Source organism: Citrobacter sp. 21OH12SH02A-Citro, assembly GCF_027919895.1.
Classification (GTDB): Bacteria; Pseudomonadota; Gammaproteobacteria; order Enterobacterales; family Enterobacteriaceae; genus Citrobacter; species Citrobacter braakii.
Genome location: NZ_CP114801.1, coordinates 4,658,813 through 4,680,220 on the forward strand (window position 1 = coordinate 4,658,813; position 21,408 = coordinate 4,680,220).

Here is a 21,408-nt window from a genome sequence, read left to right on the forward strand (position 1 = left end):
CCCCGCAATTGCGGGGATTTTTTTGTTCATACTATGCCGGACCCGCGCAAGCGACATCCGGCATGGTCTGTTACAGCAGATCGAAACGATCCAGGTTCATCACTTTCACCCATGCGGCAACGAAATCTCTCACGAACTTCTCGTGAGCATCGCTGCAGGCATAAACTTCAGCCACTGCGCGCAGTACAGAGTTAGAACCAAACACCAGATCGGCGCGAGTTGCGGTGTATTTTACTTCGCCGCTCGAACGGTCACGACCTTCAAACAGCTCTTGTGACTCATCAACCGCCTTCCACTCATGACGCATATCCAGCAGATTGACGAAGAAGTCAGTGCTGAGTACGCCAGGGCGATCGGTAAAGACGCCGTGCTGGCTACCATCAAAGTTGGTGCCCAGTACGCGCATACCGCCCACCAGCACGGTCATTTCCGGTGCGGTTAGCGTCAACTGCTGCGCTTTGTCGATCAGCAGCGACTCGGTGGTCGACACGTCAGGACGAGCGCGGTAGTTACGGAAACCATCGGCAATCGGCTCAAGCAGTTCAAACATCTCAATATCCGTTTGATCCTGACGCGCATCCACACGACCCGGCGCAAAAGGTACCTTGATGCTGACACCCGCAGCGCTAGCCGCCTGCTCGATACCGACAACACCGGCCAGCACGATAATATCGGCCAACGAGGCAGTATGAGCAGACTTATAAATACCTTCCAGCACAGGCAGAACGCGTGCCGCAGTGGCATTCACATCCCAGCCGCGTTGTGGGTCCAGCGCCAGACGCGCACCGTTAGCGCCGCCACGTTTATCCCCGCCACGGAAAGTCGATGCCGAAGCCCACGCTACCGATACCAGTTCGCCCACGGACAGTCCGGAAGCAGCGATGGTCGCCTTCAGCTTCAGGATATCTTCTTCGCTTGGGTTGAAGAACGCATGCGGCAGCGGGTCTTGCCAAATCAGATCTTCTTTTGGCACTTCCGGTCCAATGTAACGCGATTTTGGCCCCATATCGCGGTGCGTCAGTTTAAACCACGCACGGGCAAACGCTTCGTTGAACGCTTGCGGATCGTTCAGGAAACGGCGAGAGATCTTTTCGAACTCAGGATCGAAACGCAGCGTCAGGTCGGTAACCAGCATCGTCGGCTTGCGTTTTTTCGACGGATCAAACGGATCGGGAATAATTTCTGGCGCGTCAACCGCTTCAAACTGAATCGCGCCTGCCGGACTGCGAGTCTGCACCCACTCATATTTGAACAGGTTTTCGAAGAAATAGTTGCTCCATTGGGTAGGCGTCTGCGTCCACACCACTTCCAGACCGGAAGTAATTGCATCCGCGCCCGCGCCACTACCGTAGCTGCTGGCCCAACCCAGGCCCTGCGCTTCAATCGGTGCGGATTCTGGATCGGCGCCAACGTGCGATGCCGCTGCTGCGCCGTGGGTTTTGCCCAACGTATGACCGCCGCCAATCAGCGCCACGGTTTCTTCGTCGTTCATCCCCATGTTACCGAAGGTCGCGCGAATAGCCGCTGCCGCAGAAAGCGGTTCGCCGCTATGGTCCGGCCCTTCCGGGTTCACATAAATAAGGCCCATTTCGGTGGCGCCCAGCGGCGCTTTTGCCAGCTCTTCCGGGTGACGGTGAGTCAGCCAGGCTTTTTCATCACCCCAGTTTACGTCGAGATCCGGTTCCCAGACATCTTCACGACCGGCACCAAAGCCAAAGGTACGGAAACCTGAGTTTTCCAGCGCCACGTTACCCGCGAGGATAAACAGGTCGGCCCAGGAAATTTTCTGACCATATTTCTGCTTGATTGGCCACAGCAGACGACGTGCTTTATCAAGGCTGACGTTGTCCGGCCAGGAGTTCAGTGGTGCAAAACGCTGCTGTCCGCGACCCGCTCCACCGCGTCCATCGATAGAGCGATAGGTTCCCGCGCCGTGCCATGCCATGCGGATAAACAATCCGGCATAGGTTCCCCAGTCAGCGGGCCACCACGGTTGAGATTCGGACAGAAGGGCTCTGAGATCCCCTTTCAGGGCAGAATAGTCGAGTTTACTAAACTCTTTGCGGTAGTCGAAGTCCTCACCCAGCGGGTTCGAACGGTTGGAATGTTGGTTTAAAAGATCAACGCGGAGTTGATTTGGCCACCAGTCGCGGTTATTCGTTCCTGCTCCCGCGCTCTGATCGTGACCGCCTTGATGAAAAGGACACTTACCGGCAGTTGATGCGTTTTGGCTATCGTCGGACATGCTCATCTATATGCTCCCTTTACAGTGTTCTGACTACGATATACACCACCAGAGATAAGATATAGTCGAAATAACCCACAGATTCGATAGCTAATTCCTTTTATATTTTAAGTTACAGAGATGTAGATCAAAATGATCAACAAAAAGCCCTCCGTAGAGGGCTGGGGCATCTGTTTAGTTAGGTCTTACACCCAGTGTGTGACAAATAGCGTAGCTCATCTCGGCACGATTGAGGGTATAGAAGTGAAAATCTTTCACCCCTTCGCGACTGAGAATTTTTACCATATCCATGGCGATATTCGCGCCCACCAGCTTGCGGGTTTCCGCGTCATCATCAAGACCATCAAACATGGTCGACATCCACGCAGGAATGCGGACGTTGGTCATGTCAGCAAATTTTTTCGCCTGCTTAAAGTTAGATACCGGCAGGATGCCCGGAATAATTTCCACATCGATTCCCGCAGACACGCAGCGATCGCGAAAGCGCAGATAGCTTTCTACATCGAAGAAAAACTGGGTGATCGCGCGGTTTGCACCGGCATCAACCTTACGCTTCAGGTTCAGCAAATCGGCCTGAGCGCTTTTCGCTTCCGGGTGCACTTCCGGGTAAGCCGCAACGGAGATATCGAAGTCTGCAACGTCTTTCAGCAGAGTCACCAGGTCGGAAGCATACATATCCGGTTTACCGCTTCCCGGCGGCAGGTCGCCGCGCAGGGCAACAATATGACGAATACCGTTATGCCAGTAGTCCTGAGCAATGGTACGCAGCTCATCACGGGTCGCATCAATGCATGTCAGGTGCGGGACCGCTTCAAGACCAGTGCGATCCTTAATGCCTTTAATAATGCTATGCGTACGGTCGCGCTCACCAGAGTTTGCACCGTAAGTGACTGATACAAACTTCGGCTTCAGGCTGCTCAGGCGATCGATGGAGTTCCACAGGGTTTGCTCCATTTCACTGGTGCGCGGCGGGAAAAACTCAAACGAAACGTTAATCTGACCCTGCACTTCTGCCAGGCTCTGATTCAGGGCTTCCCGCTGGTTGGCGTGAAAAAAGCTCATACCTTACCTCATCAATCTTTTGTCGTTATATGTTGTGTTGTGAACTGCTATACGTTTAGACGTCTAGATGTAAAAATGACGGAAAAGCATGCTGGCGTCAACACAAAAATCATCGTTAAAGGTGAGGAATACTCAGCCAACGTGAAAAAAATTCACATCAGCTTGAAATGGTGAGAGATTGCGTCGCGACCGTCTGTAGCCACTCTACTTTTGTTACGTTCTCAGGCAGCGTCGCTAACCCCATGCTAAGCCGCAATTCTGTATCAGTAAGCGGAAGGAAGATCACGCCCTGACGCTGGATAGCGGAAAAGGAGGCCGGAACCAGGCTCAGACCGTCACCCTGCGCGATCCGTGCCAGCAGCACGTCATGTTCCATCGGCTCCTCAATAAGGGTAGGAGAGTAACCGGCACGACGAAAAATGTGTCGAGTGTAATCAAAAAAAGCAGGGTTACGTTCACGTTTGAACCAGAACAGCGGTCGCTGGTTCAGCGACGTTAACGAGAGCGAAGGCAGAGCCGCCTCTGGCCAGAGCGCGGGTAAGGCGGCGATCATCGATTCTTGCCAGCCGAGCGGCGTGACGCTAAGACCCGAATTCTCAAGCGGTAGCGCCACCAGCGCTGTATCCAGTTTTCCCCGACGCACCTGACGCGCCAGTTCAGGCGAACCATGACGGACAATATGTAGCTTCTGTACACGCGTAGCAAGCTGCGACTCAAGCGCCGCAAAAACACCCTGCTCAAACGCTGTACTTAGCCCTAAGCGCAGAGATTGCTCTCCCGTCTTCGCTATCTGACTCAACGCCGCCCAGGTTTTATCCTGTAACGCCAATAGCGGGCGCACGATTTCAAGGACGCGCTGGCCGTCCTCCGTCAGCGTAAGTCCACGGGTATGACGGACAAAAAGCGTCACCCCCAGGCGCTCTTCAAGCTGGCGAATGTGGCGACTCAGCGGCGGCTGCGACATAAATAAACGCTGCGCCGCTCGACTCATGTTGTTCTCTTCCGCCACCACGGAAAAATAGCGTAGAAGGCGGATGTCCAGAGAGTGCAAAGGCGAAGTTGTCATACCGAAAAGGTATCACGGAAACGGTATTACCCCAATCATTCCGCACGCTCTATCCTCATGCCATACACTAACTCACGAGGTGATTATCATGGATTCAGAACGCTATTTAACCGGTCAGAGAATGCTGCAACAGGTTGATGGAAAAGGCGGAGATGCGGTAGTCGAAAGTCTGCAGGATATTGCGCCAGACTTCGCCCAATACCTGATTGAATTTCCTTTTGGCGACATCTATTCAAGGCCGGGGCTGGATTTACGCAGTAGAGAAATTGCCACCGTCGCCGCGCTCACCGCCATGGGTAACGCCGCACCGCAGCTTAAGGTACACATCGCCGCCGCGCTGCACGTTGGCTTAACGCAGGAAGAGATTATTGAAGTGATGATGCAGATGGCTGTTTATGCGGGATTCCCGGCAGCACTCAACGGCCTGTTCGCTGCAAAAGAGGTGTTTGCCTCCCACAGAGGTTAAAACAAAGGCCAGCGGAATATCTGCTGGCCTGACCTCACTACGGTTTCACATCTTCCACACGCATGCCTTTGAGTTGTTCATCCGTCAGCGTATTTCCCGCTTTGAAATAATCCACGACCGCATTAGAGACATAGTAACCGCCGGATGTGTTACGCGCTTTACCTTCAGTAAATGTCGTGAAACCATCACCGCCGTCAGCCAGGAAGCTATTGGTGGCAATGTGATAAACCGTGGCATCCTCAATGGGTTTGCCGTTTAACGTCAATACGCTAACCCGCAGACCAACCGGTTTACTGCTGTCATACTTCATCTCCAGTCCTTTGGACACCTGCAATACACCGTTGCTTAAACCCGCGCCGTGCTCCATCAGGCTACGTAACTGCTTCCCGGTGAGATCCATGGTTGCCAGCTCATTCGGGAACGGGAAGGTGCTAATGACTGCGCCCATGGTGATGACTCCAGCAGGGATTTCATTCCGGATGCCGCCCGAGTTAGTGAGCGCTAACTGGGTATCTTTACCCGCCGCAGCCAGCAACGCATCTGCCGCCAGATTTCCCAGCGAAGAAGATTCACCGTAAGCACGCGTCAGCTCAACCGGCGCGTTGGCAACCGTCTGCTGCACCACTTTATCGAGCTTTTTATTCCAGCCATCAATGACCTGTTTCGTCTGCGGGTCTGGCTGCCACTCATCAGCAAAAATGGTTTTCAGCTCGAAGTTCTTCACGGTAAATTGATGCGGTTTTTGCTGGTAATCCAGCACCAGTTTACCCACATCAATGCCGCCGCTGTCGGTAGACAGAATCAGGGTGTTACCTACTTTAATCGGCTCCGGCGTGCCCACATGCGCATGACCGGTGATCAGGATGTCCAACCCCTGCACCTGGCCTGCGGTCTGGATGTCTTTATCCAGCGCACGGCGTACATCGGTGCCCCCCAGACTGGACTGACGCGCTGGCGTGCCTTCATGGATCAGCGCCACGGTGAGATCGACTTTGCCTTTCAGCTCATCGATATAGCGTTGCAACCACTTCACTTCATCCCGCGCCTCGATCCCGACACGTGTCGCAGCGGAAACCGTATCATCAAAAGCAAACACGCCGTGCAGGCCAATCACGCCTATCTTTACGCCATCTTTTTCAATAATGGTGTAAGGCTTATCCCAGAACATTTTGCTGCTGTTTTGGTAAAAGATGTTGCCCTGCACGATCGGAAACTTTGCCTGGCTCAGTTGCAGCAGCGTATTGTCCCAACCGTGATCGAATTCATGATTACCCATGGTGACAGCGTCAAAATTCATGGTGTTCATGATATCGATAATCGCCTTCCCCTTGGTCAGGCTGCTGATATATGGCCCGGTGAAATAGTCGCCAGCATCCAAAAACCAGGTGGCGCTATTTTTCGCTTTCTCCTGCTTCACCATCGCCGAGATATTGGCCCAACCGCCAATATCTCGTGTGCCATTGGCAATCCATGGCACTTTATAAGGTTCGACATGGGCATGGAGATCGTTGGTATAAATAATCGTGACATCTTTGGCACTCGCCCAGAGCGGTAAAGATACCAGAACACCGACAGCAAGCATTTTTAGCTTCATAACCAATCCCTTTCAGTCATATAAAGATTCGCTACGTTACGTTCTGAAAGGTTTTTTTATGTGAGAAAACTCACATCCATCGGTGATAGTTGCAGGCCAAAATCAACGACCATTAAAAATCGTTGGTAACAGGATGACGTCACTGTTCACTATCAATTGCTGCAAATCCTTTGGCTGCAAAAATCTGGGGCTGGCGAGTTCAGCTGATTACAGCTGGCCAGAATATCGGCTGGGTTATGCCGCACTGCATTGTCGGGCATGCGGCAGCCTTCCACCGCTGTTTGATGAGGAACAGTTCCGTTGCTGGTTGTCGGCATATTTAGCGGATTTCGCCGCTAATCGTGGTCAGTTTTGCCCATGTTGCTACCAACGAGAAATCATCCGCTATGGGCATAATCCGCAGGGCAGCCAGCGCGTCCAGTGCCGAAACTGCAAAAAAGTGTGGACACCAAAGCAGGCGCCTCCCACCGGCATCGTTTTGCCAGAACAAATAGCGACGATTCCCTTGCTCGTCCCTTTTCAGGGCGTTAGTGCAGGCCAGCAACTCTATGTATTACTCTCTTTTGACGCTATTCGCGGCAATGTTCTGCATATTTCCAGCAACTTCACGCCGCACACTGCCGGCATATCATTGCTTTACCGCTGGCGTGGCACTGCTGAGCCAACAGTCATTCACGACGATATCATTGAGCGAGTGAGTCAGCGGGAAACCCAGTTTTTACGCCGCAGCCAGTTTGATGAAATCCAGTACGGCAGCGCCATACTCAAACGGAACGCCAGCGGCGCGATTTTACGCCCGGTCATTACTGCCCATGGGCATTTCCGCCTGCTGAGCCATCTGTGGCCAGAGGTAAAAACCCATATTATTGCCCACGAATGCTTCCTGCGCGGCGCAGCGATTACCGCATGGGCGGAACAGTTTCGCCATCATCGCGCCTCGCTGTGGTTTATTGATGAAGAAATGAATAGCGATCAGCGCACGCTGCCCTGGCAATTGCTGGGTAAAACGTATCAGGGATGGTGGCGAAATCAGTGGCAAATCTGGCAACGAGGCGATATGCGTAAAATGGTGTGTTTGTTAACGCAGGGGCGGGTTGAAGAAAGCGCGTCAATAACCCTGGCGGCAAGCCATCGTTTTCTCGCCTGGTTGCGGCAACAGACAGAATTTGAGCAAAGTACCCGTTACTCTGCCCATTCGGTGTTTCAGGCGATAAGATCGCTGGCAGATAAATACAACGCCCTCATTGAGGGCGATGTTTACACATGTTATCCGGCAACAAAAACTACAGCAGTTGCGCCAAACGGTTGATGTCTGACTGAATCGCCCCGGCGGTCACATCGCGGCCCGCCCCCGGTCCGCGAATGACCAGCGGGTTATCGCGATACCAACGGCTTTCAATGGCGAAGACGTTATCGCACGGCAGTAGTGCCGCCAGCGGGTGCTCAGGGCGTACCGCTTCAACGCCAACGCGTGCCTTACCGTTAGCGTCAAAACGCGCCACATAGCGTAGCACCAATCCCATTTCACGTGCCGCTTCCAGGCGTTGCACCATCTGCTCGTTCAGTTCATCGCCATTTTCAAAGAAATGGTCAATAGAACCTGCTTCACAGTGCGCAGGCACCAGCGACTCTACGCGCACCTGGTCCGGTTCAATGTCGTAACCCGCTTCACGCGCCAGAATCACCAGCTTGCGCATCACATCTTTGCCGGAAAGATCCACGCGCGGATCAGGTTCAGTCAGACCCTGCTGCCACGCCTGATCCACCAGATCGGTGAACGGGACCGTGCCATCAAATTGCAGGAACAACCACGACAACGTGCCGGAGAAGATCCCACTGATCGACAGAATAGTATCTCCGCTATCAATCAGATCGCGCACGGTATGGTTGATCGGCAAGCCTGCGCCGACGGTGGCGTTATACAGCCAGTGGCGACCGGTTTTTTCAAAGGCGTCATGAATCTGGCGGTAATTATTACTGCTGCTCGCCCCCGCCAGCTTGTTGGCGCTGATAACGTGGAAGCCATGACTGGCGAAATCCAGATACTGCTCCGCCAACTGCTCGCTGGCAGTGACGTCCAGCACCACTAAATCATCATACGGGTGGGCGCGCATCCACAGGAACAATGACTCTTCATCCTGTTCTAGCGCCTCGTCATCGAAGAAGGCCAACGCGCGGCTGGCATCCAGCCCTTCGTAATTCAGCAGGCTACGACGACTATCAACCACTCCTGCCAGCACGAACTCTAATCCGGTACGCGCCGAGAGCGTGCTCTGCTCGCGGGCAAACAGCTCCAGCCAGCGCGACCCAATGTTACCTTTGCCGAACAGCACCAGACCAATGCGTTTTTCCGCGCGGAAGATTGACTGGTGCAGACCCTGAATCAGGCTCTCCGTTGGCCCGGTACGCAAGACGGCGACCAGGCTAATGCCCTCTTCCGACTGCCAGGTGAATTCGACCGGCTGACCTTTCAGCTGTTGCCAAAAGCGATGGCAGTGCAGCGGGTTACGGGTGACGCCCGCCCCAACCATCGCCACCAGCGCCAGCCCCTGGCGCAGACGCAGTTCGCCCGGCAGGCCAGCTTCATCCAGAATTTTCAGTGCGCCATCAGCGACTTCGGAGGTATAGCAAAATTGCAGCAACTGGCGGTCAGGATGCACACCCACTGCCAGCGGACGCACCTGGGTGCGTTTTAAAATCTGATCAATCTCTTTATAGGCCAGTTTAAAGTCCTGGCCAGTGGGAACCTGAAACTCAATCAGGCAAACGTCGTCATGGCTGGTCACAATACGTGCCCCGGTACCGGAAGCCAGCACGCGTTCAATACGCGTCGATCCCTGCTCCGGCGTATAGCTACAACGCAACTGGAGATCGATATCGCTGCCGGAAACCGGCTGGAGGGTGCGGGCATGGAGAACCGGAGCCGCCAGACGCGCCAGCTCGCTGGCTTCATCCAGACGCAGCAGCGGCAGCAGACAGGCATCTTTTACTTTACGCGGATCCGCGCTGTAAACCCCGGCCACATCGCTCCAGATGGTTACGCGGGAAACCCCCGCCAACGCGCCAACCTGCGTCGCCGAGTAGTCGGAGCCGTTACGCCCCAGCAGTACCGTCTCACCGGCGTTGCTGCGGCTAATGAAACCGGTAACGACCAGGCGTTTGCCCGGATGCTGCGCCAGCAGTTGTTGCAGCAATGGGTAAGAAAGACCTTCATCCACCTGCGGCTGAGCGCCGCGCTCGGCACGTAAAAAATCGCGCGCATCCAGCCAGGCTGACTCCAGCCCCTGTTGGTTAAGGACGGCAGACATCAAACGCGCCGACCACACCTCGCCATGCCCGACGACTTCAGCATAGACGGCATCATTCACGCCGCTGTCGAGTAACCCGGCCAGACGCTCCAGATCGTGAATAAACGCGCCGATCAGCCCATCCGCCACCTCAGGAGGCAACAAACCGCTGATAAGCTCACTCTGATAACGACGTAACGCCTGTTGAACCTGATGCGCAGACAGACGATCGGTCTGGCTTAATTTTAGCCAGCTAATCAACTGGTTAGTGGTACTGCCTGCGGCTGAAACAACCATCATGTCATCAGGCTGCGAGTACTCCGCCATAATGCCTGCGACACGCAGATAACATTTCACATCAGCCAGACTACTACCACCAAATTTGTGCAGTTGACGACCCTTCGTCCCTGCCTGCGCAATCACACTCATGTTTACCCCTTGTTTGCAGCCCGGAAGCCATTTTCCAGGTCGGCAATTAAATCTTCGCCATCTTCAATACCGGTGGAGATACGCAACAGCGTTTCCGAAATTCCGGCAGCAGCACGCGCTTCTGGCGCCATTCCCGCGTGTGTCATGGTTGCGGCATGGGAGATCAGACTTTCAACGCCCCCTAACGATTCCGCCAGCGTAAACAATGACAACCCGCCGAGGAAGCGACGCAGCGTTTGCTCATCGCCATCCAGCTCAAAACTCAACATCGCGCCAAACCCTTTTTGCTGACGCGCGGCAATCTCATGGCCCTGATTATCCGGCAATGACGGGTGATACAATTTTTTCACCAGCGGCTGAGTTTGCAGATAATCCACAATCGCCTGAGCATTACGTTGCGCCACCTCCATACGAGGTGACAGAGTACGCAGGCCGCGCAACAGCAGATAACTATCAAACGCGCCGCCGGTCACACCAATATTATTCGCCCACCATGCCAGTTCAGTGACCATTTCCGGATCTTTTGCTATCACCACACCAGCCACTACGTCGGAGTGACCGTTTAAATATTTCGTGCATGAATGCAACACCAGATCGGCGCCTAATGCCAGTGGATTTTGCAGTGCCGGGCTTAAAAAAGTGTTGTCCACCACGCTGACCGCACCAGCCTCGCGCGCCAGCTGGCAGATTTTCGCGATATCCACCACGCGCAACAGCGGGTTGCTTGGGCTTTCTACCAGCACCAGCTTCGGTTTTTCCGCCAGTGCCGCCTGCAACGCCTGCTCATCTCCTTGATCGACAAACAGTACGCGATAACAGCCACGCTTTGCCAGGCTGTCAAACAGACGATAGCTTCCGCCGTAGCAGTCGTGCGGTGCGACCAGCAGATCGCCAGGCTTGAGGAATACCGTAGTCACCAGATGAATCGCCGACATGCCGGTATTGGTCAGTACTGCCCCCGCCCCACCTTCCAGTTCCGCCAGCGCACGCTGAACGACATCACGCGTTGGGTTACCGCGACGCGAATAGTCATGGGCGCGAGGCTCATTAAAACCGGTAAAGTTATAGGTGCTGGAGAGGTGGATCGGCGGGACAACGCAACCGTACTGTTCGTCGTCATTTAACCCGCTACGCACTGCGATGGTGGCCTGTTTACGCGTCATATTGAGGAGATCCTGGCTGAGTCGGTGAAAAGTCAGACACCAGAGTAATCATAGTTACGATAGCCGTCAATACATCTGGACATCTAAACTTCTTTGCGTATAGATTGAGCAAACCGGAAATAGCCGTTAAAATTATATGCATTAGCGTACATCTGCGTCGGCTTACTTCGTGTCAGGGCCACGCCACTACGATAAACTACGCGCAATTATGGTCCGGGCTCAGGTTCTGGCCTCAATATTAATGACAAAGAGGATTAGGTATCTCATGGCTGAATGGAGCGGCGAATATATCAGCCCATACGCTGAGCACGGTAAGAAGAGTGAGCAAGTCAAAAAAATTACGGTTTCCATTCCTCTGAAGGTGTTAAAAATCCTTACCGATGAACGCACGCGTCGTCAGGTTAACAACCTGCGTCACGCCACCAACAGCGAACTGCTGTGTGAAGCGTTTCTGCATGCTTTTACCGGGCAACCATTACCCAACGATGACGACCTGCGTAAAGAGCGCAGCGATGAAATCCCGGAAGAAGCAAAGGTAATCATGCGTGAACTGGGTATCAACCCGGAAACGTGGGAATACTGATTTTTCAAGACAGATGAGAAAAGGCGGGATTACTCCCGCCGCTTCTCACTACGTTACTTACTGATACCATTAATCTTATTCAATGTTTCTTCCATTTTGAGCGTCTCTTTACGGTTCAATGGATAGAAATAAATCAGAATGACCGCTGCCAAGAACAGGCATAAAGCCGGTAACAGATTCGCCATCGTATAGATGTTTTCCTGCACAATGCTGGTTTGCACAGCGCCACCCGTTGACGAAGATTGATAACCAATGATGGCCAGCATAAAGCCGCCAATAGCCCCTGCGCACGCCTGGCCAACCTTGCGGGCGAAGAAGTTCACGCCATAGACGGTCCCATCTTCACGATCGCCGGTGACATACTGGTGATAATCACACACATCGGTCATAAACGCCCAAATCATCAGGTTGAATAACCCGGCCCCCAGCGTCGCCAGGAACAGGAAAACCAAATAAACCTTCGCGTCGGTAATGTGGGTGAAGTACATAATCACATACATGGCTACCGCAAAGAGCAGCGCGCCTACGCTGGCTTCTTTCTTACCAAAACGCTTCGTGAGCCAGGATGCTGAGGGTGCCAGCAAAACCAGAGAGCCAAAGGTGAAGAGCAATGCAACGGACATGGCCTCTTTGTTATGGAAATAGTCATTAAACAGGTAAGTCATGTTGGTACCAGACAACCCCTGATTAATCACAATCAGCAGATCCACAACCACTAAAACAATCAGCGCTTTATTGCGTATCAACCCCTTCAGCAGCACAGAAACCGGCATGCTCTCTTTTCTTTCCACCCGCACGCGTTCCGTCGTTAACTGACAGGTCAACGTTAAAAAGATAAACCCCAGCACAGAACAACCAATGGCAATCCAGAAGAAATGCTGCCCAGAGATCACCTGGCTTCCGTCCACCAGAGTGGTGTACATCAGGATCGGAATAAAAAAGCCGGTTGTCCCGCCACCGATGGCGGACCCTACGCTGCGCCAGGTTGACAGCGATACGCGATCTTCCGGATTCGAGCTAATCGCCGCAGACATGGCGCCATACGGAATACTCACTGTCGATAACAGCGAACCGTAAATAAAATAGGAACAGCAGATGTAGATAATTTTCGTCGTATAAGAAAAATCATGCACAAACGGCAGGAACAGAACGACCGCAATGATGCAAAACGGGTACTTCATGCGGCGCACCCAGGGGTTAAATCGCCCATGTACCGTCAGTTTAGAGGTATCACATAAGCGCCCTACGCCAACGTCGACAAACGCATCAAAGAGTTTGGTCACAAAATAGAGTGAACCAACAATAACACCGGAAATACCGAGTACGTTGGTGTAATAAATCATTAAAAAACTATTTACCAGTCCAAGAATAAAACAGGTTCCGAGGTCACCACATAAATAACCGAATTTATCTCTTAATCCGAAAGGCCTGACGGCAATATTTTGATTGCTTCCGATCATTGTTCCATCATTAGACATGATGTTAACTCCTTAGACACATTATTCACGCAAACTATGCGTATACCGATGCTCAGCGTAATAAATCGATACGAAGTGTATTAACGGTCAGAAGTTATAACCGAGACCAACGCGATAGCGGGTCTGACGATCGTCTGTGGTTGTGGTGTTATACCCCGAGGAAACGTTACCCACCTCAACAAATGGAACCCATGAGCCTATTTTATACGCCACACGGAAGTTATATTCGTAATCGTCTTTTCGGTTGTTATATAAATCTTCGCTATCGGCAATTTTATAAATGCCATTTAGCTCAAACATCCAGTCATTGATGTTATAACCGAGCCATGCTTCCGGACGATAGACCATGCGGTCATCCTTGCCGTCAGTGTTTCTGCGCATGTACTCCTGACGATAGCGGAACGCGGTCCACCAATGGTCATTGATGTTATACTGCACGCGGATATAAGGCTTATAAATCGCGATGTTATCGCCCGTTTCGATCGCAATACCCGGCTGCCAGACAAGGTCCTTCCAGGTGAACTGGTAGCTCGCCGTATACTCGTTGCCATTACTTTCCATATTATTCCACGCATCATTAGATTGCGTATTTTCGGAACGTGAAATGGCCTCGACTGCGACACCAAACCCCGTAGCAAAACGATGCGACATATAAACACGGTCGTAATTACGACCATCATCATAATATTCATGTCGATAATCAACATAACCCGCTTGCGCGGCCGCAGAGAATAATGAAATCAGTAATAACGCGGATTTAAATTTCATGACCATCCCTCTTCACACTAAATCTAGGAAATTGCCCATCTCGCTCCGTCCATAAATGAAGAAACGATGAAGGAATAAGAATAATTTTATATTTCCACGAAAGTGTATTTTAGAAAGAAGGAAGAAACCTTTGGTATTTTGCCAAAGATTGGCATAAGTGGCAAAAACAAGAAGATAAAAAGGACGCAGATCACCAGTTGAAACATTTTATCGTAAAAATAAAAACGCTGTTTTATTTATTAAATAAAAGACATTATTCAATACATCAATACGAATTTCAGTCTGCAGGCGCAGATACAAAAAAAGCGCCATAAGGCGCTTTTTTCTGACAGCTGAAACTTACTTGCTGCCTGGGATGCTGAAACGCTTGTTGAAGCGATCAACACGGCCACCGGTAGCAACATCACGCTGCTTGCCAGTATAGAACGGGTGGCACTGACCGCACACGTCCAGGTTCAGATCGTGACCGACGGTAGAGCGGATTTTCATGACGTTACCGCAAGAGCAGTTTGCAGTAATTTCTTCGTATTTCGGGTGAATATCTTTTTTCATGGGAAAACCTCGGTTTAAGGCCGCGTCGCTCTTCCAGCCCTAACGCCAGACACCACGCGATGTTAATTATTCCCCGTCACCTTTCACGCTGCATCAACAGCCTGAAACTCTCGGGTAATGGTCATTGTTTGACGCAATCAATTTGCATCAAAGGCGGCGAATCATACAGAAATTAACCTGCTCATGCAAACTGATCCGCATTCTACCCTTCACTAATGTGTATACTAACCCGCCAGATTTCAAGTCAGGATGATTCAATGCCCGTTGCGCACGTTGCCTTACCCGTTCCGCTACCTCGCACCTTTGACTACCTTCTGCCAGAAGGCATGAGCGCCAAAGCTGGGTGTCGTGTACGCGTGCCCTTTGGCAAGCAACAGGAGCGCGTGGGCATCGTTCTATCCGTCAGCGAGCACAGCGAACTGCCGCTGAGCGAATTGAAAGCCGTTCTCGAAGTGCTGGACAGCGAGCCGGTTTATTCGACCTCCGTCTGGCGTCTGCTGCTGTGGGCGGCTGACTATTATCACCATCCTATCGGCGACGTACTGTTTCACGCCCTGCCGATTCTGCTGCGCCAGGGACGCCCGGCGACAAACGCGCCCATATGGTACTGGTTTGCCACTGAAGAAGGTCAGGTTATTGATCTCAACAGCCTCAAGCGCTCTCCCAAGCAACAGCAGGCGCTGGCTGCGCTACGCCAGGGAAAAATCTGGCGCGACCAGGTGGCTGAGCTCGAATTTAATGACGCCGCATTACAGGCGCTGCGGAAAAAAGGGCTGTGCGATCTGGCGAGCGAAACGCCTGGTTTTAGCGACTGGCGTACCCACTACGCGGTTTCCGGTGAGCGTCTTCGACTGAACACCGAGCAAGCCACCGCCGTCGGAGCAATTCACAGCGCCGCGGACAGTTTTAGCGCCTGGCTATTAGCGGGCGTGACGGGCTCAGGCAAAACAGAGGTCTATCTAAGCGTACTGGAAAATGTCCTGGCCCAGGGCAAACAGGCGCTGGTGATGGTGCCGGAGATTGGCCTGACGCCGCAAACTATTGCCCGTTTTCGCGAACGCTTCAATGCGCCAGTCGAAGTCCTGCACTCCGGTTTGAACGACAGCGAACGTCTTTCGGCCTGGTTGAAAGCAAAAAATGGCGAAGCGGCGATTGTTATCGGCACGCGCTCGTCGCTGTTTACACCGTTTAAAAATCTCGGCGTGATTGTCATCGACGAAGAGCATGACAGCTCTTATAAACAGCAGGAAGGCTGGCGCTATCATGCGCGCGATCTCGCGGTTTATCGCGCCCACAGCGAGCAGATCCCGATTATTCTCGGCTCAGCCACTCCGGCTCTGGAAACGCTGTGCAACGTGCGACAGAAAAAATATCGCATGCTACGCCTGACGCGACGTGCCGGAAATGCGCGCCCCGCCACTCAGCACGTGCTGGATCTCAAAGGTCAGCAGGTGCAGGCCGGACTCGCCCCTGCGCTTATCACCCGTATGCGTCAGCACCTGCAGGCGGATAACCAGGTGATTCTGTTTTTGAACCGCCGGGGCTTTGCTCCTGCGCTGCTGTGCCATGACTGCGGCTGGATTGCCGAATGTCCGCGCTGCGATCACTACTACACGCTGCATCAGGCACAGCACCATTTACGCTGCCACCACTGCGACAGCCAGCGCCCAATACCACGTCAGTGCCCTTCCTGCGGCTCAACGCATATGGTTCCGGTTGGACTCGGCACCGAACAGCTTGAGCAGGCTCTGGCCCCTTTTTTCCCCGGCGTGCCAATCTCACGCATCGATCGCGACACCACCAGCCGTAAAGGGTCGCTGGAGCAGCATCTGGCGGAAGTACATCGCGGCGGCGCACGAATTCTGATCGGCACGCAAATGCTGGCCAAAGGCCACCACTTCCCGGACGTCACCCTGGTGGCGCTTCTGGACGTTGACGGCGCGCTGTTCTCTGCAGATTTCCGGTCAGCAGAACGCTTCGCCCAGCTTTACACGCAGGTCTCCGGGCGAGCAGGACGCGCCGGGAAACAGGGCGAAGTGGTGCTACAAACGCACCATCCTGAGCATCCGCTGCTGCAAACTTTGCTGTACAAAGGTTATGACGCGTTTGCCGAGCAGGCGCTGGCCGAGCGACAAACGCTCCAACTTCCACCGTGGACCAGCCATGTGATCGTGCGGGCAGAAGATCATAACAACCAGCATGCGCCTATGTTCTTACAACAGTTGCGAAATCTGATCCAGGCCAGTCCGCTTGCCGATGACAAACTGTGGGTGCTCGGCCCGGTTCCCGCCCTGACTCCCAAGCGCGGCGGTCGCTATCGCTGGCAAATTTTGTTGCAACATCCGTCGCGAATTCGCCTGCAGCATATCGTCAGCGGCACGCTGGCGCTGATCAATACGTTACCCGATGCACGTAAGGTTAAATGGGTGCTGGATGTCGATCCCATCGAGGGATAATCCCTCACGATGCGAGGCGGATCGTAAAATTAAAGATCCATCACACTTTTTATGAAAATTCTGTAACCGCTTCCATTAACTATCTGATAAAAATGTTTCAGATGAAGGCTATTCAAGGACGAGTCTGTGCCAGCAGCTCTCTGGCGAGGAGAAAGAGTGAAACCGAATAAGCAGGTTGCCGCCGCTACGATGAAAGATGTTGCTCTGAAGGCGAAAGTCTCAACGGCAACCGTATCCCGCGCATTAATGAACCCGGACAAAGTCTCGCAGTCAACCCGTAACAAGGTTGAACAGGCAGCGCTGGAAGTGGGATATTTACCCCAATCAATGGGACGCAACGTTAAGCGTAATGAATCACGTACCATTCTGGTGATTGTGCCGGATATCTGCGATCCGTTTTTTAGCGAAGTGATTCGCGGCATAGAAGTGACCGCCGCTGAGCAGGGATATCTGGTGCTTATCGGCGACTGCGCCCACCAGAATCAGCAGGAAAAGACCTTCCTCAACCTCATTATCACCAAGCAGATCGATGGCATGGTGCTGCTCAGTTCGCGCCTGCCGTTTGATGCCAGCGTGGAAGAGCAGCGCAACTTGCCGCCGATGGTCATGTCCAACGAGTTCGCGCCAGAGCTGGAACTCCCCACCGTGCACATTGATAATCTCACCGCCGCCTTCAACGCGATGAACTATCTGCTGGAACTGGGGCATAAACGCATTGGCTGTATCGCCGGACCAGAGGATATGCCGCTGTGCCATTACCGTCTGCAAGGTTACGTTCAGGCATTGCGCCGCAGTGGAATTACGGTCGATCCGCATTTCATCGCGCGCGGTGACTTTACCTATGAAGCGGGAGCCAATGCGCTTAAGCAACTCCTTGAGCTTCCACAGCCACCTACTGCGGTCTTTTGCCACAGCGATGTCATGGCGCTGGGGGCACTCTCTTACGCCAAACGTCAGGGTCTGAAGGTACCTGACGATTTATCCATCATTGGCTTTGATAATATTTCGCTCACGGAATTTTGTGATCCACCCCTGACAACCGTCGCACAGCCGCGTTTCGATATCGGACGTGAAGCTATGCTGTTACTGCTCGATCAACTACAAGGTCAGAACGTCAGCAGTGGCTCACGTTTACTGGACTGCGAGCTTATTATTCGGGGCACTACCCGGGCACTGACGTAAAGTAAAGTGCTTTCGGACTCCCCTGTCTGGTCAAAGGCCCGCCGCTTAAGTAACATGGCGGGCTGACGAACGAATAAATACAGCGAAACGATAGTGGCACAACGAGATTATGTACGTCGCGGCCAACCGGCACCTTCGCGGCGCAAGAAGAGCACATCACGGAAAAAACAACGCAATACGCCTGCGGTATCGCCCGCTATGGTTGCTATTGCTGCAGCCGTACTCGTGACCTTTATCGGTGGTCTGTACTTCATTACGCATCACAAGAAAGAAGAGTCCGAAACGCTGCAAAACCAGAAAGTCACCGGTAATGGCATCCCGCCAAAACCGGAAGAGCGCTGGCGATACATCAAAGAGCTGGAAAGCCGTCAGCCTGGCGTACGTGCGCCTACCGAACCGTCTGCAGGCGGCGAGGTACTGAACGCCGATCAGCTTACCAATGAGCAGCGCCAGTTGTTGGCGCAAATGCAGGCCGATATGCGCCAACAGCCAACGCAGCTCAACGAAGTACCGTGGAACGAACAAACTGCTGAACAACGCCAGCAAACGCTGCAGCGTCAACGTCAGGTGCAACAGCAGCAGTGGAATAACACCCAACAGCAGGCTCAACAGCCGCGCCAACGGGTAACGGAACAGCCGTACCAGCAGCAGCAAACGCGTACTGCGCAAACCGCACCGGTACAGCAGCCGAAGGCGCAGCCAAAACCTGCGGCCCAACAGCCGTATCAGGATCTACTGCAAACACCTGCGCATACCACCGCCGCTCAGCCGAAAACGCAGCCGGCCGCGCCGATAACAAATGAAACGCAGCCGCCAAAACAGACGGCGGAGAAAAAAGATGAACGCCGCTGGATGGTACAGTGCGGCTCATTTAAAGGCGCTGAGCAGGCAGAAACCGTGCGCGCGCAGTTGGCTTTTGAAGGCTTCAACTCACGTATTACCACCAATAACGGCTGGAATCGCGTGGTCATTGGTCCGGTCAAAGGCAAAGAGAATGCCGACAACACCATCAGCCGCCTGAAAGTTGCTGGTCACACAAACTGCATTCGACTCGCCACTGGGGGTTGAAACCCCCAAAATCCCCCCCATCTATACTTGCATTACGCCCCGCATACTGCGCGGGGCCTGTGTTTTGCATTTGTAACCAAGGGGTCTGCTCGTGACAACAATAGTAAGCGTACGCCGTAACGGCCATGTGGTAATCGCCGGTGATGGTCAGGCCACACTGGGTAACACCGTAATGAAAGGCAACGTGAAGAAAGTCCGCCGTCTGTACAACGACAAAGTCATCGCGGGCTTTGCGGGCGGTACTGCGGATGCATTCACGCTGTTTGAACTGTTTGAACGCAAGCTGGAAATGCACCAGGGTCACCTGGTGAAAGCTGCCGTTGAACTGGCAAAAGACTGGCGTACCGACCGTATGCTGCGCAAACTCGAAGCGCTGCTGGCCGTTGCGGATGAAACTGCATCACTCATCATCACCGGTAACGGCGACGTCATACAGCCAGAAAACGATCTGATTGCCATCGGCTCCGGCGGTCCCTACGCCCAAGCTGCTGCACGCGCTCTGCTGGAAAACACCGAGCTTGGCGCACGCGAGATTGCTGAGAAAGCGTTGGATATTGCAGGGGATATCTGCATTTATACCAACCACTTCCATACCATCGAAGAATTGAACTCCAAAGCGTAAGGATCCCCCATGTCTGAAATGACTCCACGCGAAATTGTCAGCGAACTGAACAAACACATCATCGGCCAGGACAACGCTAAGCGTTCCGTGGCGATTGCCCTGCGTAACCGCTGGCGCCGCATGCAGCTCAACGAAGAGCTGCGCCATGAAGTTACGCCGAAAAACATTCTGATGATTGGCCCAACCGGCGTCGGTAAAACCGAAATCGCCCGTCGTCTGGCAAAACTGGCCAACGCGCCGTTCATCAAAGTTGAAGCAACGAAATTCACCGAAGTCGGCTATGTTGGTAAAGAAGTTGACTCTATCATCCGCGATCTGACCGATGCTGCCATCAAAATGGTCCGCGTTCAGGCCATCGAGAAAAACCGCTTCCGTGCCGAAGAGATGGCGGAAGAGCGCATTCTCGACGTGCTGATCCCACCGGCTAAAAATAACTGGGGACAGTCAGAGCAGCCGCAGGAACCTTCAGCAGCGCGTCAGGCGTTCCGTAAAAAACTGCGTGAAGGCCAGTTGGATGATAAAGAGATCGAAATCGATCTCGCGGCCGCACCGATGGGCGTTGAAATCATGGCGCCTCCGGGAATGGAAGAGATGACCAGCCAGCTACAGTCCATGTTCCAGAACCTGGGCGGTCAGAAGCAAAAACCGCGTAAGCTGAAAATCAAAGACGCGATGAAGCTGCTGATTGAAGAAGAAGCGGCCAAACTGGTGAATCCGGAAGAGCTGAAACAGGAAGCTATCGACGCCGTTGAGCAACACGGAATCGTGTTTATCGACGAAATCGACAAAATCTGTAAGCGCGGCGAATCCTCCGGCCCGGACGTGTCCCGTGAAGGCGTACAGCGCGACCTGCTGCCGCTGGTTGAAGGCTGCACGGTCTCCACTAAACACGGTATGGTGAAAACAGACCACATTCTGTTTATCGCCTCTGGCGCATTCCAGGTAGCGAAACCGTCTGACCTGATCCCGGAACTGCAGGGTCGTCTGCCGATTCGTGTCGAGCTGCAGGCGCTGACCACCAGCGATTTTGAGCGTATCCTTACCGAACCGAATGCCTCCATCACCGTCCAGTACAAAGCGCTGATGGCGACCGAAGGTGTGGACATCAACTTCACCGAATCGGGCATTAAACGCATTGCCGAAGCGGCCTGGCAGGTCAATGAAACCACCGAAAACATCGGTGCACGTCGTCTGCATACCGTTCTCGAGCGTCTGATGGAAGATATTTCCTATGATGCGAGCGATTTAAACGGCCAAAGCATCACAATTGATGCCGAATATGTGAGCAAACATCTGGATGCGCTGGTCGCAGATGAAGATCTGAGCCGTTTTATCCTATAATCGCGTTCAATGCATTTTCATCACTGTTGATGGGGCTGATAAAGCC

The 21,408-nt window shown here is 53.2% G+C and carries 17 protein-coding genes; 8 read left to right on the plus strand and 9 right to left on the minus strand.

Going from position 1 to position 21,408, the window contains the following annotated elements:
• Nucleotides 1-70: 70 nt before the first annotated feature.
• From katG to O6D90_RS22410, 3 genes are all read right to left on the minus strand, one after another.
• Nucleotides 71-2,251 (minus strand): catalase/peroxidase HPI, encoded by a 2,181-nt coding sequence (gene katG, locus O6D90_RS22400; protein ID WP_016155274.1) that lies wholly within the window; start codon nt 2,249-2,251, stop codon nt 71-73.
• Between the two features lie 168 nt (nt 2,252-2,419).
• A complete protein-coding gene (gene metF / locus O6D90_RS22405) occupies nt 2,420-3,307 on the minus strand; it encodes a methylenetetrahydrofolate reductase (protein WP_016155273.1) in 888 nt (295 codons plus the stop codon).
• A 157-nt stretch (nt 3,308-3,464) separates the two neighbouring features.
• Nucleotides 3,465-4,373 (minus strand): LysR family transcriptional regulator, encoded by a 909-nt coding sequence (locus tag O6D90_RS22410; protein ID WP_016157924.1) that lies wholly within the window; start codon nt 4,371-4,373, stop codon nt 3,465-3,467.
• A gap of 88 nt (nt 4,374-4,461) precedes the next feature.
• Here O6D90_RS22410 and O6D90_RS22415 point away from each other — a divergent pair, with 88 nt between their 5' ends.
• Nucleotides 4,462-4,839: a carboxymuconolactone decarboxylase family protein gene (locus O6D90_RS22415; RefSeq protein ID WP_016157923.1), complete on the plus strand. Its 378-nt coding sequence runs from the start codon at nt 4,462-4,464 to the stop codon at nt 4,837-4,839.
• A gap of 37 nt (nt 4,840-4,876) precedes the next feature.
• On the opposite strand, the gene O6D90_RS22420 is transcribed toward O6D90_RS22415, so the two are convergent.
• Nucleotides 4,877-6,433, minus strand: coding sequence for a bifunctional metallophosphatase/5'-nucleotidase (locus O6D90_RS22420; protein WP_016157922.1), 1,557 nt, complete (start codon nt 6,431-6,433; stop codon nt 4,877-4,879).
• A 133-nt stretch (nt 6,434-6,566) separates the two neighbouring features.
• Between O6D90_RS22420 and O6D90_RS22425 the strand changes: the two genes are divergently transcribed.
• The gene (locus tag O6D90_RS22425; RefSeq protein WP_016157921.1) at nt 6,567-7,742 is read left to right on the plus strand and encodes a hypothetical protein; all 1,176 of its coding nucleotides are present in this window, start codon (nt 6,567-6,569) and stop codon (nt 7,740-7,742) included.
• Here O6D90_RS22425 and metL read toward each other — a convergent pair.
• Together metL and metB are read right to left on the minus strand one after the other, a co-directional pair.
• Nucleotides 7,717-10,149: a bifunctional aspartate kinase/homoserine dehydrogenase II gene (metL, locus tag O6D90_RS22430; RefSeq protein WP_016157920.1), complete on the minus strand. Its 2,433-nt coding sequence runs from the start codon at nt 10,147-10,149 to the stop codon at nt 7,717-7,719. The genes O6D90_RS22425 and metL overlap by 26 nt on opposite strands.
• 2 nt (nt 10,150-10,151) lie before the next feature.
• The gene (metB, locus tag O6D90_RS22435) at nt 10,152-11,312 is read right to left on the minus strand and encodes a cystathionine gamma-synthase (RefSeq protein ID WP_016155267.1); all 1,161 of its coding nucleotides are present in this window, start codon (nt 11,310-11,312) and stop codon (nt 10,152-10,154) included.
• A gap of 265 nt (nt 11,313-11,577) precedes the next feature.
• Between metB and metJ the strand changes: the two genes are divergently transcribed.
• Nucleotides 11,578-11,895, plus strand: coding sequence for a met regulon transcriptional regulator MetJ (gene metJ, locus O6D90_RS22440; protein WP_003825168.1), 318 nt, complete (start codon nt 11,578-11,580; stop codon nt 11,893-11,895).
• Nucleotides 11,896-11,948: 53 nt separating this feature from the next.
• Here metJ and O6D90_RS22445 read toward each other — a convergent pair whose 3' ends face one another.
• The 3 genes from O6D90_RS22445 to rpmE all read right to left on the minus strand — a co-directional run bounded on the left by O6D90_RS22445 (nt 11,949) and on the right by rpmE (nt 14,693).
• Nucleotides 11,949-13,373: an MFS transporter gene (locus O6D90_RS22445; protein WP_016157919.1), complete on the minus strand. Its 1,425-nt coding sequence runs from the start codon at nt 13,371-13,373 to the stop codon at nt 11,949-11,951.
• A gap of 87 nt (nt 13,374-13,460) precedes the next feature.
• Nucleotides 13,461-14,141 (minus strand): oligogalacturonate-specific porin KdgM family protein, encoded by a 681-nt coding sequence (locus tag O6D90_RS22450; protein ID WP_016157918.1) that lies wholly within the window; start codon nt 14,139-14,141, stop codon nt 13,461-13,463.
• A 339-nt stretch (nt 14,142-14,480) separates the two neighbouring features.
• Complete coding sequence (rpmE, locus tag O6D90_RS22455) at nt 14,481-14,693, minus strand: 50S ribosomal protein L31 (protein ID WP_008787040.1); 213 nt, start codon at nt 14,691-14,693, stop codon at nt 14,481-14,483.
• Nucleotides 14,694-14,950: 257 nt separating this feature from the next.
• Between rpmE and priA the strand changes: the two genes are divergently transcribed.
• The 5 genes from priA to hslU all read left to right on the plus strand — a co-directional run bounded on the left by priA (nt 14,951) and on the right by hslU (nt 21,362).
• Nucleotides 14,951-17,149 (plus strand): primosomal protein N', encoded by a 2,199-nt coding sequence (gene priA, locus O6D90_RS22460; RefSeq protein WP_016157917.1) that lies wholly within the window; start codon nt 14,951-14,953, stop codon nt 17,147-17,149.
• Nucleotides 17,150-17,305: 156 nt separating this feature from the next.
• On the plus strand, nt 17,306-18,331 hold the full coding sequence (gene cytR, locus O6D90_RS22465; protein ID WP_016157916.1) for a DNA-binding transcriptional regulator CytR: 1,026 nt from the start codon (nt 17,306-17,308) through the stop codon (nt 18,329-18,331).
• Between the two features lie 93 nt (nt 18,332-18,424).
• Entirely contained in the window at nt 18,425-19,399 is a 975-nt protein-coding gene (gene ftsN / locus O6D90_RS22470) for a cell division protein FtsN (RefSeq protein WP_071600361.1), read from the plus strand.
• A 91-nt stretch (nt 19,400-19,490) separates the two neighbouring features.
• Nucleotides 19,491-20,021: an ATP-dependent protease subunit HslV gene (gene hslV / locus O6D90_RS22475; protein ID WP_003028805.1), complete on the plus strand. Its 531-nt coding sequence runs from the start codon at nt 19,491-19,493 to the stop codon at nt 20,019-20,021.
• Nucleotides 20,022-20,030: 9 nt separating this feature from the next.
• On the plus strand, nt 20,031-21,362 hold the full coding sequence (hslU, locus tag O6D90_RS22480) for an HslU--HslV peptidase ATPase subunit (RefSeq protein WP_003028803.1): 1,332 nt from the start codon (nt 20,031-20,033) through the stop codon (nt 21,360-21,362).
• Nucleotides 21,363-21,408: the final 46 nt, after the last annotated feature.